This is a genomic window from Cribrihabitans marinus (assembly GCF_900109035.1).
In the GTDB taxonomy this organism is placed as follows: Bacteria; Pseudomonadota; Alphaproteobacteria; order Rhodobacterales; family Rhodobacteraceae; genus Cribrihabitans; species Cribrihabitans marinus.
This window is the reverse complement of the sequence record NZ_FNYD01000008.1, coordinates 45,478-60,342: the sequence shown is the minus strand read 5'-3', so window position 1 is coordinate 60,342 and position 14,865 is coordinate 45,478. Positions and strand designations below refer to the sequence as shown.

17 protein-coding genes are annotated in these 14,865 nt (G+C 68.9%); 4 read left to right on the top strand and 13 right to left on the bottom strand.

Features of this window, described 5'->3' with window-relative positions; all coding sequences use genetic code 11:
• Positions 1–6: 6 nt before the first annotated feature.
• From BMX57_RS13890 to BMX57_RS13870, 5 genes are read right to left on the bottom strand one after another with little or no spacing between them, the layout of a single operon-like run.
• Positions 7–594 (bottom strand): GNAT family N-acetyltransferase, encoded by a 588-nt coding sequence (locus BMX57_RS13890; protein WP_092368205.1) that lies wholly within the window; start codon positions 592–594, stop codon positions 7–9.
• Positions 591–2,660 carry a molybdopterin-binding protein gene (locus BMX57_RS13885; protein WP_373283107.1) on the bottom strand — a complete coding sequence of 690 codons (2,070 nt, stop codon included), beginning with the start codon at positions 2,658–2,660 and terminating at the stop codon, positions 591–593. Before BMX57_RS13885 ends, BMX57_RS13890 begins: the two co-directional genes overlap by 4 nt.
• The gene (gene mobB / locus BMX57_RS13880; RefSeq protein ID WP_092368202.1) at positions 2,657–3,148 is read right to left on the bottom strand and encodes a molybdopterin-guanine dinucleotide biosynthesis protein B; all 492 of its coding nucleotides are present in this window, start codon (positions 3,146–3,148) and stop codon (positions 2,657–2,659) included. Before mobB ends, BMX57_RS13885 begins: the two co-directional genes overlap by 4 nt.
• Complete coding sequence (gene mobA, locus BMX57_RS13875) at positions 3,145–3,786, bottom strand: molybdenum cofactor guanylyltransferase MobA (protein WP_092368199.1); 642 nt, start codon at positions 3,784–3,786, stop codon at positions 3,145–3,147. The genes mobB and mobA overlap by 4 nt, the downstream gene beginning before the upstream one ends.
• Positions 3,783–4,673, bottom strand: coding sequence for a formate dehydrogenase accessory sulfurtransferase FdhD (locus BMX57_RS13870; RefSeq protein WP_092368196.1), 891 nt, complete (start codon positions 4,671–4,673; stop codon positions 3,783–3,785). The genes mobA and BMX57_RS13870 overlap by 4 nt, the downstream gene beginning before the upstream one ends.
• A gap of 49 nt (positions 4,674–4,722) precedes the next feature.
• Here BMX57_RS13870 and BMX57_RS13865 point away from each other — a divergent pair, with 49 nt between their 5' ends.
• Together BMX57_RS13865 and BMX57_RS13860 are read left to right on the top strand one after the other, a co-directional pair.
• Positions 4,723–5,439, top strand: a complete 717-nt coding sequence (locus BMX57_RS13865) for an AzlC family ABC transporter permease (protein ID WP_092368193.1) — start codon at positions 4,723–4,725, stop codon at positions 5,437–5,439.
• On the top strand, positions 5,436–5,765 hold the full coding sequence (locus BMX57_RS13860; RefSeq protein ID WP_092368190.1) for an AzlD domain-containing protein: 330 nt from the start codon (positions 5,436–5,438) through the stop codon (positions 5,763–5,765). The genes BMX57_RS13865 and BMX57_RS13860 overlap by 4 nt, the downstream gene beginning before the upstream one ends.
• A gap of 3 nt (positions 5,766–5,768) precedes the next feature.
• Here the strand turns inward: BMX57_RS13860 and BMX57_RS13855 are convergent, their stop codons facing one another.
• The 7 genes from BMX57_RS13855 to BMX57_RS13825 all read right to left on the bottom strand — a co-directional run bounded on the left by BMX57_RS13855 (position 5,769) and on the right by BMX57_RS13825 (position 12,278).
• On the bottom strand, positions 5,769–6,392 hold the full coding sequence (locus tag BMX57_RS13855) for a hypothetical protein (RefSeq protein WP_092368187.1): 624 nt from the start codon (positions 6,390–6,392) through the stop codon (positions 5,769–5,771).
• Between the two features lie 20 nt (positions 6,393–6,412).
• Positions 6,413–6,547 (bottom strand): aa3-type cytochrome c oxidase subunit IV, encoded by a 135-nt coding sequence (locus BMX57_RS13850; RefSeq protein WP_092368184.1) that lies wholly within the window; start codon positions 6,545–6,547, stop codon positions 6,413–6,415.
• 63 nt (positions 6,548–6,610) lie between these two features.
• Complete coding sequence (locus BMX57_RS13845; protein WP_229724253.1) at positions 6,611–7,177, bottom strand: hypothetical protein; 567 nt, start codon at positions 7,175–7,177, stop codon at positions 6,611–6,613.
• Positions 7,164–9,002 carry a glycerophosphodiester phosphodiesterase gene (locus BMX57_RS13840; protein ID WP_092368181.1) on the bottom strand — a complete coding sequence of 613 codons (1,839 nt, stop codon included), beginning with the start codon at positions 9,000–9,002 and terminating at the stop codon, positions 7,164–7,166. The genes BMX57_RS13845 and BMX57_RS13840 overlap by 14 nt, the downstream gene beginning before the upstream one ends.
• A gap of 70 nt (positions 9,003–9,072) precedes the next feature.
• Positions 9,073–9,525: a DUF6173 family protein gene (locus BMX57_RS13835; RefSeq protein ID WP_092368178.1), complete on the bottom strand. Its 453-nt coding sequence runs from the start codon at positions 9,523–9,525 to the stop codon at positions 9,073–9,075.
• Between the two features lie 3 nt (positions 9,526–9,528).
• Entirely contained in the window at positions 9,529–10,551 is a 1,023-nt protein-coding gene (locus tag BMX57_RS13830; RefSeq protein ID WP_229724252.1) for an MBL fold metallo-hydrolase, read from the bottom strand.
• 23 nt (positions 10,552–10,574) lie between these two features.
• The gene (locus BMX57_RS13825; protein WP_092368172.1) at positions 10,575–12,278 is read right to left on the bottom strand and encodes an acyl-CoA dehydrogenase; all 1,704 of its coding nucleotides are present in this window, start codon (positions 12,276–12,278) and stop codon (positions 10,575–10,577) included.
• Between the two features lie 140 nt (positions 12,279–12,418).
• On the opposite strand from BMX57_RS13825, the gene BMX57_RS13820 reads away from it, so the two are divergent.
• On the top strand, positions 12,419–13,360 hold the full coding sequence (locus BMX57_RS13820; protein WP_092368169.1) for an L-threonylcarbamoyladenylate synthase: 942 nt from the start codon (positions 12,419–12,421) through the stop codon (positions 13,358–13,360).
• Here the strand turns inward: BMX57_RS13820 and BMX57_RS13815 are convergent, their stop codons facing one another.
• Positions 13,361–13,915: a YqgE/AlgH family protein gene (locus BMX57_RS13815; RefSeq protein ID WP_092368166.1), complete on the bottom strand. Its 555-nt coding sequence runs from the start codon at positions 13,913–13,915 to the stop codon at positions 13,361–13,363. It lies immediately after the preceding gene.
• Positions 13,916–14,059: 144 nt separating this feature from the next.
• Here BMX57_RS13815 and BMX57_RS13810 point away from each other — a divergent pair, with 144 nt between their 5' ends.
• On the top strand, positions 14,060–14,860 hold the full coding sequence (locus tag BMX57_RS13810) for a protein-disulfide reductase DsbD domain-containing protein (RefSeq protein WP_092368163.1): 801 nt from the start codon (positions 14,060–14,062) through the stop codon (positions 14,858–14,860).
• Positions 14,861–14,865: the final 5 nt, after the last annotated feature.

Sequence of the window (14,865 nt, the reverse complement as noted above, 5' to 3'; positions counted from 1 at the left end):
CGCCGTTCACAGCGCCAGGCTCATCTTCGTGGCCCGCGCGAAGCCAAAGACATGGCGGAACGGCCCCAACTCTTCTTCGCCGATGGCGCGAAAGCCCACCCGCTCATAGAGCGCGCGTGCCCGCGGGTTGACGTCGATCACATCCAGCTGCACCTCGGCCAGATCCCGCGCCCGCGCCTCGGCGATCACCGCCTCCAGCAGCGCGGTGCCTACGCCCCGGCCCCGCGCCGCCGCATCGACAAGAATACCGTCCATCTGGAACACGCCGGGCTGCACCTTGCGCTCCAGCAGGCTCAGCACCAGCCCGCGCCAAGTTCCGCCGAACCAGCCATAGACCGCCGCCATGTCGCGCAGCCCGCCACCGGTCAAACCACCCTCGGCGGTCTTGAACCCGGCCAGGCCCAGCAAGGCGCCGCTGTCGTCGCGCGCGGTCAGCGCGTATTCCGGGTCGAGGACCGACTCGATCAGTCGCAACGCCTTGTCCTCAGGCGCCAGCACCCGGCCCAGCTTGGCCGAGAACGCCTGCCAGAACAGCCGCGCGGCTCGGGCGCCTTCATCGGGCGCGAAGCCCGGCGCGATCGTGACGCCGCTCACAGTCCGAAACTGCCGAAGGGGATGAACCGCACCGGATCTCCGGGGCGGATGTGGCCGGCGCCATCGCCCAGCTCGACCAGGCCCTCGGCCCAGCTCAGCCCGCTGATGAGACCCGAACCCTCCGAGCGGAATGCCTCGACCCGCCCGTCGCGGACCCGCGCCCGCAGGTATTCGCGCCGGCCCGCCTTCTTGCGCTTCTCGAACGCGGCCGGAATCTCGAACCCCTGCGGCACCGTCCAGCCGGCCCCGGCCAGCAGCGACAGGGCCGGGCGCGCAAAGATCAGCGTGCACACCATCGCCGCCACAGGGTTGCCGGGCAGGCCGAAGACCGGCTTGCCGCGCCACAGGCCCAACGCCAGGGGGCGGCCCGGTTTGACCGCGATGCGCCATTGCTGCATCGCGCCGGCCTCTTGCAGCAGGGCCGAGACATGGTCCTCGTCCCCCGCCGAGGCCCCGCCGCTGGTCAGGATCACGTCGGCCCGCTCGGCCGCCGCGTCCAGCCGCGCGCGCAGGCTGTCGCGGTCGTCGGGCACGCGGCCCATGTCCTCGGGGACGAAGCCGAAACGGTGCAGCATCGACAGAAGCATCGGGCGGTTGGCGTCGGGAATCTGGCCCGGACCGGCCGGTTCGCCGGGTTCGACCAGTTCGTCACCGGTGGACAGGACGGCCACCCGCAACCGGTCGCGCAAGGAAAGCTCGGACACGCCCAGCGCGGACAGCAACGCCATGTCCGCCGGGGTCACGACCCGGCCCGCGCGCAAGGCGACCTGGCCCGCAGCCACATCCTCGCCCGCCATGCGGGTATTCGCGCCCTGCTTCAGAGGTCCGCGAAAGGCGATGCGATCTTCGCCCAGCGTCACATCCTCCTCCAGGATCACGGTATCCACCCCCTCGGGCAGGGCGGCACCGGTCAGGATCCGCAGGGCCTGCCCTGCGGGCACGGCGCCGTCATGGGCCAGCCCCGCCGCCGCGCGCCCCACCGCCAGCGGCAGCACGTGCTTGCCCTCGGGGCGTCCGCCGGCAAAGCCGTAGCCGTCCACCGCGCTGTTGGCCAGGGGCGGGTTCGAGCGTTGCGCCACAACGTCGGCGGCCAGAACCCGGCCCAGCGCCCCCGCCACCGGCTCAGTGCGGATCGAAGTCACCGGGCCAAGCCGGTCGCGCAGATGGGCGAGCGCCGTGTCCACCGGCGTCCATTCAACACCCGCCGGCAGCGCGAAACAGTCGTTGCGCAAAGGCGGCGGTTCGATCTCGGTCTTCATCTGCTCCACACCCAGGATCCATCCTTCTTCGGGGGCCTCGACCGCAAGCTGCCGCGCCAGCGCGCCGGGATCAAGCCGGGACAGCGCCCGCGCGACCTGCTCGACCTGCCAGGCGTCCCGGATCTGCCCGGCCGGTGCGGCCCCCAGCGTCAGGGACGGCCAGATCTCGACCAGCGCGACGGGCCGGTCCAGGGTCTCGAACGGCCAGACAGCGACCTGCCCGGCAAACCGGCGGCGCAGCTCGCACAGCACCGGCAGGCCCATCATCACCTGGCTGCCCACCGCCCCGGCGCCAGCCAGTTGCCAGCAGGTGAAACTGCCCTTTGCCAAGCGCTCCACCGCGCGCCGGTCAGGGAACGGGTTGCGATACTGAGTCTTGCGCCGCGGCAGCCCATCGATGTCGCGGGCCAGGGCATTGGCCCAGAACGGTCCCTCGCCGCCGAATCTGCGGTTGATCTCACCGGCCAGGTCAAAGCGGTTGTTGGCCCCGGGCGCATCCTCGATGCGCGCCTCAAACCAGTCCCACAGCGCCAGCGGATCGTCCGAGCCGGTCAGGGCGCGGGCAAAACCGCGCGGATATCCGAAGGGAAAGTCGAAGCCCAGCATCAGCAGCCGTCCAGCGGCCAGTTCCGCAGCGATCAGATCCGAGATCCAGTCCCGCGCAACGACCCGGTTGCGCAGGTAAATCGGCGCCTCGGTCTCTCCAGCGCGGGCGACGCAGGCCCAGATCGCATCCTTGCGCGGGCGCTTCCCGGTGTCGTTGCCGCCCGACCAGTCCACCATCGCGAACGTGTCGAACGCGGTCACAATCCCAGTTCCCCAAGGATGAATCCGGCGATCGCGCGCGTGTCGTCCAGGTCGAAAACCGGCCGGTCCAGGGCCAGCGGCGTGTCACTGGCCACCGCGCGTATGGTCGGATCACCCGGCGCGATCAGCGGCTGGCCGGCTTCGGCACGATACGCCTCGATCTTGGGATGACGCGCGCGCTTGTAGCCCTCGACGAGCACCAGATCGACCGGCGACAAGCGGGCCAGCAGGTCGGCCAGAGGCGGCTCGGGCGCGCCGCGCAATTCCTGCATCAGCGCGACGCGATGGGCCGAGGCCAGCAGAACCTCGGACGCACCGGCCTGCCGGTGGCGGTGGCTGTCGCGCCCGGGCTGGTCCACGTCAAAGCTGTGATGGGCGTGTTTCACGGTCGACACGGTCAGGCCGCGGGCCGTGAAATCCGCCACCAGCCGTTCCATCAGCCCGGTCTTGCCGCAATTCTTCCAGCCGGTAACGCCGTATAGGTTCATGCCCGCTCCAGGAGCGCCTCGGCGCGTCGCAGATCCTCGGGCGTGTTCACGTTGAAGAACGGGTCGAACCCGTCCTCGGATGGAAACAGCGCCTCGCGCCCGTCATGGGCGTCGGTCCACAGCACGACCTTCTTCAACCCGCCCAGTAACGCAGCGCGCAGATCCTCGCGCAGGGCCACCGGCCACAGCCCGAACGTGGGGTGGCGGATCAGGCCCGAGCGCGACTTGCTCCTGGTCTCGGCACTGCCACGCGTGGCGGCCAGGACCAGCGGATGCGCCTGCCCCTCGGAGGCCAGCAGCAGGCGCGGCACCAGGTCACAGGGCAGGAACGGCGTGTCCGCGGCGGCGGTCACGATGGCCTCGGCCCCCTGCCCGGCCGCCCAGTCGAGCCCGGCCAATACGCCCGCCAGCGGCCCGACATGGCCCGCGATGCTGTCCGGCAGGACCGGCAGGCCCAGATCGGCAAAGCGGGACGGATCGCCATTGGCGTTCAGCGCCAGAGCCGCCACCTGCGGCGCCAGCCGGTCGATCACCCGCAAGATCAGGCTCTGCCCGCCCAGCTCCAGCCGGCCCTTGTCGCCGCCGCCCATGCGGCTGGCCAGGCCACCGGCAAGGATCACGCCCAGCGGCTGCCTCATGCCCGCGCCCCCTTGCGGCGATGCTTGCTGTCCTCGACCGGAACGGTGTCGGGATCAACGTCGCGCAACAGCCGTTCCTCGCCCGACAGGCAGACGAATCGCTGCCCGCGCATCCGCCCGATCAGCGTCAGCCCGACCTCGCGGGCGATCTCGACCCCCCAGCCGGTGAAGCCCGAGCGCGAGGCCAGCGCCGGGATGCCCATCAGCGCCGTCTTGATCACCATTTCCGAGGTCAGCCGCCCGGTCGTGTAGAGGATCTTGTCTCCGGGCGCCTCCTTCTCGGAGAGCATCCAGCCCGCGATCTTGTCCACCGCGTTGTGGCGGCCGACATCCTCCATGTAGACCAGCGGTCGGTTCTCGCGGCACAGCACCGTGCCGTGGATCGCCCCGGCCTCGAGATAGAGCGACGGCGTGCGGTTGATCCGCCCCGCCAGTTCATAGAGCCAGGAAGTGCGCAGCGGCGTGGCCGGCAGGCGCACTTCCTCCAGCCCCTCCATCATGTCACCGAACACGGTTCCCACGGCGCAGCCGCTGGTGCGCGTCTTCTTCTTCAACTTGTCCTCATAGGAGGTCTGCCGCGCCGTGCGCACGACCACGGTTTCCAGCTCGTCGTCGTGATCGACGCCCGTGACCTCGTCATCTTCGCGCAGCATGCCCTGGTTGCGCAGAAAGCCCAGCGCCAGGTATTCGGGATAGTCGCCGATGGTCATCGCGGTGACGATTTCCTGGCCATTGAGGAAGATCGTCAAGGGGCGTTCCTCGACCACGGAAATGCGGCTGGCCGCGCCGGTCTGGTCGACCCCCTCGACCACGCGCGTCAACCGCGGGTCGGCCGGCACCGGCGCGATGATATAGTCGGATACGTCCTCGGCCCTGGCCAATTGCAACCCCTCCCGATCCCGGATAGTGCGAATGGGCTCAATCTAGGGTCTCGCCATGCCATTCACCACATCGAATTCAGCCTTCTGGGCCGGCGTCCGCTCTGGCGCGCCGTTCATCATCGTCGTGGGGCCGTTCGGGATGCTGTTCGGGGTCCTAGCGGCCGAGGCTGGCCTGGATATCGTGCAGATCATGGTCTTTACCGCCACCGTCTTCGCCGGGGCCGCGCAATTCACCGCCTTGCAGATGATGCAGGACAACGCGCCGACGCTGATCGTGCTCGCCTCGGCGTTGGCGGTGAACCTGCGCTGCGCGATGTATTCGGCGGCTCTGACGCCCTACCTGGGGGCTGCGCCGATCTGGCAGCGGGCGCTGGCGGCATTTTTCATCGTCGATCAGTCCTATGCCTGCTCCCTGATCGAATATGAGCGCAATCCGCGGATGACCGTGCCACAGCGCATGGGCTTCTTCTTCGGCGTCATGGCGCCGATCGTGCCATTCTGGTATTTCAGCACGCTTCTGGGCGCGGTGCTGGGCACGCGCATCCCCGAGAGCTGGGCGCTGGATTTCGCCCTGCCGATCATGTTCCTGGCGATGCTGGGGCCGATGCTGCGCACCCCGGCCCATATGGTGGCGGCGCTGGTTTCGACCATCGCGGCGCTGCTGACCACCTGGGTGCCGCACAACCTGGGCCTTCTGGTGGCCGGCGCGCTGGGCATGATGGCCGGCGCGCAAGCCGAATTGATGATAGAGCGGCGGAAGGTGTCACAATGAGCACCGCGCCCGACGGCACCTGGATCGTCATCCTCGGCCTTGCACTCGGCAGCTTTGCGCTGCGCTTCTCCTTCATTGGGCTGGTGGGCGACCGCCGCATGCCGGCCTGGGTGCTGCGGCACCTGCGCTATACCGCCGTCGCCATCCTGCCGGCGCTGGTGGCCCCCGCGGCGGTCTGGCCCACGGCCACCGGCGGCGCGCTGGATCCGCCGCGCCTGGCGGCCTCGGCGGTGACGCTGGCGGTCGGACTGACGACCAGGAACGTGATCTTCGCGATGCTCAGCGGCGCTGCGACGCTCTACGGGCTGATCTGGCTGCTGGGCTGACGCTCAGCCCGGACCGGCGGCGGTCAGGCGCGCATTGCCCTCGGCCAGCCCCTTCTGCAGGTCCTCGTCGTCATCCTCGAAATACTTGTCGGTGACAACGCCAGGCAGGCGGACGAACTGCGCCTGAAGCCTGGTGGGCTGGAACACGGGATTGATCGTTTCAAAGCCCGGCACCCGCTGCAGCAGGCGCGCGGTGTAGATTGCACAGAAGCCACCGGGCGCCGGCCCAAGCTGGCGCGCGGCCTGAAAGGCGGCTTCGGCCTGGGCCGGCGTGACCTCGATGCGCTGGCGGACCACGTGATAGGTGCTGCGGGCATGGGCGCCGCGATAGGCCGCCTCGACCGCCGGCGTGATCCCATAGAGAACGTCGTCCCGCTCGGGCACGATATCGGCATAGAACGACCCGGCCGGATCGAAGATCACCCGCTGGCTGGCATTGATGAGCAGCGACGTGTGCCCGCCGCCCCCGGTGCGGTTGTTCACCATCGTGTAGAGCGTAAGATAGGCCGGCCCGGGATCGCGATAGGCCACGGCGGCGATGGTTGCGTCATCAGCCCTGGGGCCCTTCTGCGCCGTGCAGGCGCCCAGAATCAGGGCCAAGGCGCAAGCGGCCAGCAATCTGAACATTGGACAGGGGATCCGCGGCGTCAGGAGGCGAAGACGGCCAGGAACAGCAGGACGACGAAAATCGCGATCACGGCGCGAACCATGTATTTCACGAACCCGTCAAAGGTCTCGGTCTGCGTTGTGATGTCCATTTCGCCGTGCTTGTGATCCGCCATGATCCAGTTCCCGTTCGCGTTGTTTTCTGCTGCTTAATGGATTCTCCGCGCGCTGTCACGACGTCATTCCCGCGCACCGAAGGGCAGGCAATCGGGATAACCGAACCCCCAGCGCCACGGCAGCCCCGAACAGGGCCCGCCGCCCAGCCGCACCGCGTGATACATCGCCGCGGCGATGGCGCGATAGCCGGCCCTGACCTGTTCGGGTGTCACGTCATGTAGCTGTGTCATCGCCGCGACCTGCCCTTCGGCGGTTCCGGCCACGCAGGACCGGAGCGCCGCGTCCGCATCCAGCCGCGCCTGCCAGCTCTCCTCGGCCGAGGTCGCGCCGCCGGCCGCGTGATAGGCCCGGTCATGGGTGACGCAACACGCCTCCCACGGCGGATGGGCCGCGTAGGCCTCGGCGAAATGGGGGAATGCGTCGGCCACCAGCCGCCATCCCGCCGACAGCCCGCCCGAGCAGCCATCGGTCTCGAACGCCATCAGGCGCCGGCCTTGGCGTTCGGCCATCAGCGCGCGATGGGCGGGCATCTCAACGGCTCGGCCCAACCCGCCGGGCTGGTCCGGATCGGCGACCGCAACGTCGCCAGCGAAGAGCAGCGCCGCAAGGAGCAGCCTAGGGCCGATCATCAAGCGCCTCGGTCTGCCGTGTCAGGTCGACGGCGCCGGCCAGCATCAGCAGGGCGCGCTCGGCGGCGCTCAGATCGGCCCGCGCGGCGATCACCTGGCGGGCCAGCACCGGTTCGTCGGTGATCAGCCCGTCGACGCCCATCGAGATCATCCGGTTCATCTGCAGCGGGTCGTTGACCGTCCAGACGAAAAAGTCCTTGCCCGTCGCCTGCACCTTGCGGATCAGGCCGGCCCGCGCCAGCCCGGTGTTGACCGCGACGAAATCCGCCTCGAGCCGGGACAGGTCGCCCACGGCGGTCGCCGCCAGCACACCGGCCTGCCAGTCGGGCCGCAGATTGTGCATCTTTTGCACCGCGGGATATTTCAGCGACATGGTGGCGACCCGATCGGTCATGCCCGCCGCGTCGACCAGGGCGATGACCCGGCGCTCCAGGTCCACGTCATGGCCATAATACTTGAGTTCGATCAGAACCCGCGAGGACGTGCCGCGCGCCGCCTCCAGAACCTCGCGCAGGGTCGGCGTGCGCTGATCGGAATAGGCCGGATCGAACCAGCTGCCGATGTCGATCTGGCGCAGTTCCTCCAGGGTGCCGTTCCAGACCTTCAGGTCGACGCCCGCCAACTTCATGTAGTCGCTGTCATGCATGACCACGATCTCGCCATCCGCGCTCTCCTGCACGTCGATCTCGACCCAGTCGGCCTTGTCCTCGATCGCCTGCAGGATCGAGGCCATGGTGTTCTCGGGCCGGGCACCTGCGGCCCCGCGATGGCCGATCACCACGACCTCGCCATCGCTGGCGAAACGTTCGGTGGCGCGATGCGCGAACCAGCTTGCGCCTAAGAGAACCGCAGCCGAGAGGGCCACGGCCACCGCAAGCCGCCGCCGGATCGAGGCCCTGCCGCGGGCCGGCGCTTCGAGCCGGGGCGTGTCCAGGAAACCGTCGATGATGACCGCAAGCGCGCCCAGCGCCGTCGCCGACAGGATCAGCCCGGCCAGGCCCCAGAGGCCGACCACGAGCAGGGTCAGGCGCAGCTCGGTCCGCAGCCCGTCGGCCCCGTCGGTGGGGACCAGCCCGATCGCCGCACCGGCCAGGGCCGCCAGCCCTGCGCCGATCGCCAGACGCAGCGCCAGCCACAGGGCCAGCCGCCGCCGCAGCGCGGCCGTCTGCCCCTGCATGCGCTCGGCGCTTTCCTCAAAGGCGTTGGCGGGCGGCCGCTGTTCGAACAGGACCAGGTGCAGCGCCAGCGCCCAGGAGGACAGGCGGCGGATCAGGATCCAGGCCAGCACCAGAAGAAGCGCGCCGATCAGCAGGACGGCGACCCGGAAGGCCGGCGGGCGGAACGTGAGGTAGTAGTTGATGTCGTATTCCGTGAGCGTCCACCAGGCCACCGCACCCGACAACAGAAGGAACGGCAGGCTGATGAGCAGCACGCGCAACACGAAGCGCAGCGCAAAGGAGAAAAGCGCAGGCCCCCGGCGCAGGACCAGCGACAGACCCGCCGCGCCGGCGGCCCAGACCGAGCCGGCCTGCGTATGCACGCTGGCCGCCATGACCGAGAAGCCCAGCACCTCGGCCACCAGGAACAGGCCGCAGACCGCGATTGCGATGGGTGCGCCGACCGGCGACAGGACGAACATCGCGATGTCCTGATCAGTCAGCGCCGATTGATTCGAGAGAGACACGGCCAGGTTCACCAGCGCGGCAAACGCCGGCGCGATCAGCGCCAGGCTGAGCATCCGGAGCACGGCATAGAGCGGGACAAAGAGCCCCTTGCGCGCCCATGCGGCCTTATAGGCCGAGACGACTTCGGTCAGGTTGGACAAGGGCGTTCCTCCGCTTCAGCCCCGACAGTGATAGCGCCGGAACCGCGCAAGGCAAAGCATCCGCGCTGGCTCAGTCCGGTTCCAGATCCGCGGCCAGGCGAAATCCGATCCGGTTGGCCGGCTTGTCCCCGACCGGCTTGGGCAGGGCCCGCAGCATCACGTTCAGCTGGCTGACGTGCTGCACCAGCTGGGTGCGCGCTCCGGTGGCGTCGTTGCCGTAGAAGGTGATGATGTCGGGATCGAAAAAGCCCATGCCCTCGATCCGCATGACCCCGGCATCGCCGCCGGCAAAGCCCATCGCGACCTCCTGGCTGGCGTCGAGCTGCTCCTCGAAATTCTTGATGTAAAGGATCAGCCGCTCATAGGCCCATTGCGCCGGGCTCTTCTTCTGCACCGGCTGCTTGAGAGGCTCCGGCAGCTTGTCCGAGACGCGAGGCCGGTCCGGATCGGAATGGACCTCGTGACAGCGCGGCAGAACGGCCGATTCCGCGATTTCCGCCGCGGTCTGGATGGGGTCGTCCATGCCCTACTCCCTTCGCAGATAGACCCAGGCCCCGTCCTCGCGCCGGGTCCGGGTGGCAGACCCAATGTGGTAGAGATGGTTGAGATGCGCAACTGCCTCGACCAGCGCGAGACCGTATTCGCCCTCGCCGATCCGGCGCTTGAATAGCGGCGCGAAGCACTCGGCCGCGGCCTTGGGCGTGTCGAGAAAGTCCAGCAGGCGCTCGAGTGCGCTGTGGTGGTTCTCGATCAGCTGGCCCATTCGCTGCGGCAGCCCCGTGAACGGCAGCTTGTGCCCGCCCAGGACCAGTTGTCCGGGCCGGGCCAGCGCGGACAGCCGCTCGCAGCTCTCCAGCCATCCCGCCAGCGGGTCGGCCATCGGCTCGGTCGCATAGACGCCGATATTCGGGCTGATCGAGCTGAGGATCTGGTCGCCGCTGATGACTAGCTCTCCGTCGCGGCTCCAGAAGGTGGCGTGTTCCGGGGCGTGGCCGTCGCCCATGTGGACATCCCAGTCGCGGCCGCCCATGCGGATCGTGTCACCCTGCTTGATCCTGACGAAGCCCAGCGGCATGGGATAGACCATGTCAGCGAAATTGAACGGGCGCTCCTGCAGCCTTCGGGCGAGGAAATCGGGATCCATTCCGGCGCTTCGGTAATAGGCGATGGTCTCTTCCGGCCAGCTGTCCTGCACGTCCAGCGTCAGCATGCGGGCAAACAGCCAGGCGGTGCGGGTCGTGACCAGCTCGGCGCCGATCTCGGACTGGAACCAGCCAGCATTGCCCACGTGATCGGGGTGGTGATGGGTGACGATCACGCGGTTCACCGGCCGCCCGCCCAGCGGCCCGGCCAAAAGCCGCTCCCAGATGCCGCGGGTTTTCTTCGATCCCATGCCGGTGTCGATCACCGTCCAGCCGTCGCCGTCATCGAGCGCATAGACGTTCACGTGATCCAGCTTCATCGGCAGTGGCAGGCGCATCCACAACACGCCCTCGGCCACCTCGATGGCCTGGCCCTCCTCGGGCGGCGTGTTCCAGGGAAACCGCATCGTTGCCGAGCCCCCGCCGTCCATCACGACGCCAGTTCGTCGAGGTCGAGCGCGTAGAGAACCGACGCGCCGCTGCGGGCCTGGGCCAGCAGGCCGGTATGTTCCGGCAGCATCGCCTCGATATAGAAGCGGGCCAGCTTCTCGCGCGCGCCGTCCGGTTCGGCCAGCGCCGCCGACAGGTGGAAATGCGCGCCCAGTATACGGGCAAAGCCCATCAGATAGGGCATTGCGCCGGCGAACCGGTCGTCCATGTCGCCCTGCGCCACCAGCCATTCGGTGGTCTCGCGCAGGGTTTCGGTGGCCTCCCAGACCGGCCCGGCCAGATCGGGGGCCGAGGCGCGGGCGCGTTCGGCCTGGTCCTCGATCTCGTCGATCAGGCGCATCGCCGCCTCGCCGCCATCCATCATCTTGCGCCCCGCAAGGTCCATCGCCTGCACGCCATTGGTGCCTTCGTAGATCGCGGTGACGCGCACATCTCGCAGGAATTGCGCGGCGCCGGTCTCTTCGATCACGCCCATGCCGCCATGCACCTGGATCCCGGTCTCGGATACGCGGATGCCGGTTTCGGTGCCGAAGGCCTTGGCGATGGGCGTCAGCAGGGCCGCGCGGGCCGACCAGTCGGCATCGCCGGTGGCCTTGGCCATGTCGCCGGCTGCGGCGCAGGCCAGAAGGATCGCGCGCGCGGCGAAGACATCGGCCTTCATCCCCAGCAACATGCGCCGCACATCGGCGTGATCGGCGATCACGCCCGAGCGGGACCGTCCCTGCTTGCGCTCCAGCGCATGGGCCAGCGCCTGTTGATAGGCGGCCTCGGCCACGCCGACGCCCTGGCCACCGACACCCAGGCGGGCGTTGTTCATCATGGTGAACATGGCCGCCATCCCGCCATGCGCCTCGCCCACCAGCCAGCCGGTCGCGCCGTCATATTCCATCACGCAGGTCGGCGAGCCGTGCAGGCCCATCTTGTGCTCGACGCTGATGACCTTGACGCCGTTGGCCTGACCGGCCCGGCCATCGGCATCCGGCAGGTTGCGGGGCACCAGGAACAGGCTGATCCCTTTGGTGCCCGGCACCCCGTCGGGCAGCCGCGCCAGCACCAGGTGGCAGACATTCTCCACGAAATCCGAATCGCCCCAGCTGATATAGATCTTCTGCCCGGTGATCGCATAAGTGCCGTCGCCCTTCGGCTCGGCCCGCGTGGTCAGGGCGCCGACATCGGTTCCTGCCTGCGGCTCGGTCAGGTTCATGGTGCCGCTCCATTCACCGGACAGCAGCCGCGGCAGGTAGAGCGCCTTGATCTCCTCGCTGGCGTGATGTTCCAGCGCCTCGATCTGGCCCTGGCTCATCAGCGGCGCCAGTTGCAGCGACAGGCAGGCACCGCTCATCACCTCGTTGATCGCCGTCGCAACGCTGATCGGCAGCCCCATGCCGCCGTGATCGACGGGGCCGCTGACCCCGATCCAGCCCCCCTCGGCAATCGCCTTCCAGCCCTCGGCATAGCCCGGCGAGGTCCGCATTGCCCCGTTCTCAAGCCGGGCCGGATGCAGGTCACCATTGCGTTGCAGCGGGGCGAGGACTTCCTCGCACATGCGGCCGGCCTCGGTCAGCACCGCGGCCAGGATGTCGTCGCCCGCCTCGACAAAGCGCGGGGTGGCGGCGATCCGGTCATAGCCAACGACATGGCGCAGCAGGAACAGGTGTTCAGAGACGGGGGCGCGATACGGCATGATACTCCTCGGCGTCTTGGTTTCGTCGGCGACGGGCTTGGCACGGCGCGGACAAGCCAGTAAGGAACGGGGCCTGAATTCTAACTATCCGCCCCATGCCAACAAGCAACCGAAACGCCGCGTCAAAGGCGCGCCCGCCCATGAGCACGTTGAACCTGACCGCCACGCCCGCCGAAATCGGCCAGGCCGCGGACCTGCTGCGCCAAGGCCAGTTGGTCGCGTTTCCGACCGAGACCGTCTATGGCCTCGGCGGCGACGCCACGAACGGCGCGGCGGTCGCGGCGATCTATGCCGCCAAGGGCCGGCCCAGCTTCAACCCGCTGATCGCGCATGTGGCTTCGGTCGAGGCCGCGCGCCGCCATGTGCGGTGGTCGGACGCGGCGGAAACACTGGCGCGGGCCTTCTGGCCGGGTCCGCTGACCCTGGTTCTGCCGCTGGCGCCGGATCACGGCATCGCCTCGCTGGTGACGGCGGGTCTCGAAACGCTGGCGCTGCGGGTGCCCGGGCACCCGGCGGCGCAGGCGCTCCTGGCGGCGGTCGACAGGCCGGTGGCCGCGCCCTCGGCCAACCGCTCCGGCCGGATCAGCCCGACAACCGCCGATCACGTGCGGGCCGGGCTTGATGGCCGCATCGCCGCGATCCTCGACGACGGTGCCTGCCCGGTCGGGCTGGAATCGACCATCGTGGGGCTGGCCGGCGCACCCGCGCTGCTGCGACCCGGCGGGTTGGACGCGGACGAGATCGAGGCAGCGCTGGGCCATCCCCTGCGCCAGCGTGCGTCCACCGAGGCGCTGAGCGCACCGGGCCAGCTGCAATCCCACTATGCCCCGAGCGCCGCGGTCAGGCTGAATGCGGACAGCCCCCGCGACGGCGAAGTCCTGCTGGGTTTCGGCGACATGCCGTGTACGCGCAACCTGTCGGCACAAGGCGACCTGTCCGAAGCCGCCGCAAGCCTGTTCGCCGCACTTCATGATCTGGACGCGCTAGGCCGCCCCATCGCCGTGGCCCCGATCCCCGAGCGCGGGCTGGGCGTCGCGATCAATGACCGGCTGCGCCGCGCCGCCGCGCCGCGCGACGCCTGATCAGGCCCGCCCGGCGCTGGCCGACAGGGTGATCGGATCGACCCCCAGAGAGCGCAGCGCGGCCTCCCACTTGTCGGCATCGGGCATGTCATAGACCAGATGCGGATCGGCCTCGGCGGTCAGCCATCCGTTCTGGCCGATCTCGTCCTCCAGCTGTCCCGGACCCCAACCGGAATAGCCCAGCATCAAAAGGCCCTTCTCGGGGCCGCTGCCGCTGGCCATATCCTCGAGAATGTCCAGGGTCGCAGTCATGCTGAACCCCGGCTCGACCGAGAGCGAGTGCAGGTTGGCCTCGTAATCCGACGAATGCAGGACGAATCCCCGCGCGGTTTCCACCGGGCCGCCGAACCGCACCGGGCTGTCGCCGACCACCGGCAAATGGCAGGGAATCTCGAGCTGGGTCAGAAGTGCCGAAACCCGCAAGTCAGCGGGCTTGTTGACGATCAGCCCCATCGCGCCGTCGTCGCCGTGGCTGCACAGGTAGACCACGGAATGCTCGAAACGCGGGTCGCCCATGCCCGGCATCGCGATCAGCAATTTGCCTGTCAGATCCATAATCGGACGCGCCTCTGCCATTTCCCCCAACAATGGACCCGGCCCTGCCGGGGTTCAAGACCGGCCGGACACGGCGGCCGAAATTGCCGTGATTTGACCGGATCGTGACTTGGCAATCGGCGCCGGAACCCGCATCTAGGGACGATGTTCAGACGGCTACTTGCCCTTGCGCTCTGCGCGCTGCTCGCGCCGCCCCTGTCTGCGGGCGATGTCGGTGACGGCGTGCGGCTGGAGATCCTCGATGGCGGACGGACCGAACGCGGCACATATCTGGGCGCCATCCGCCTGACCCTGCCCGAGGGGTGGAAGACCTATTGGCGCGCACCGGGCGATGCGGGCATTCCGCCGCAATTCGACTGGCGCGGTTCGCGCAACATCGGCGCAATGGCCTTCACCTGGCCCGCACCCCGGGTATTCGACCAGAACGGGCTGCGGTCGGTCGGGTATGAAAGGCAGATGGTCCTGCCGGTCGAGATCACCCCGGAAAACTCCGAACGGCCGGTGCGGCTGAAGGGGCGGATGGATTTCGGCTATTGCAAGGATGTCTGCGTGCCGGGCACCCTGCCCTTCGATCACGTGCTGGACGCAGGCGCGGGCCGGAACCCTGCGATTGCCGCGGCGCTGGCGCAGCGGCCGTATTCGGCAAGCGAGGCCGGGGTGCGCGCGGCGGTCTGCCGGATCACGCCGACCGAGGGTGGCATGCGGATCGAGGCGCACATAGAGATGCCCTCTGCCGGTGGCACGGAATACGCGGTGATCGAGCCGGGCGGGCGGTCGCTCTGGGTGTCCGAGGCCGCGACAACGCGGCAGGGCGGGACGCTGATCGCCAGTTCCGAGATCCGTCACGACGGCGGCGGCGCCTTCGCCCTGGACCGCTCGGCCATCCGCATCACGGTTCTGGGCGACAGCCACGCGGTCGACATCCGCGGCTGCCGGCCCGGCTGAGTTCG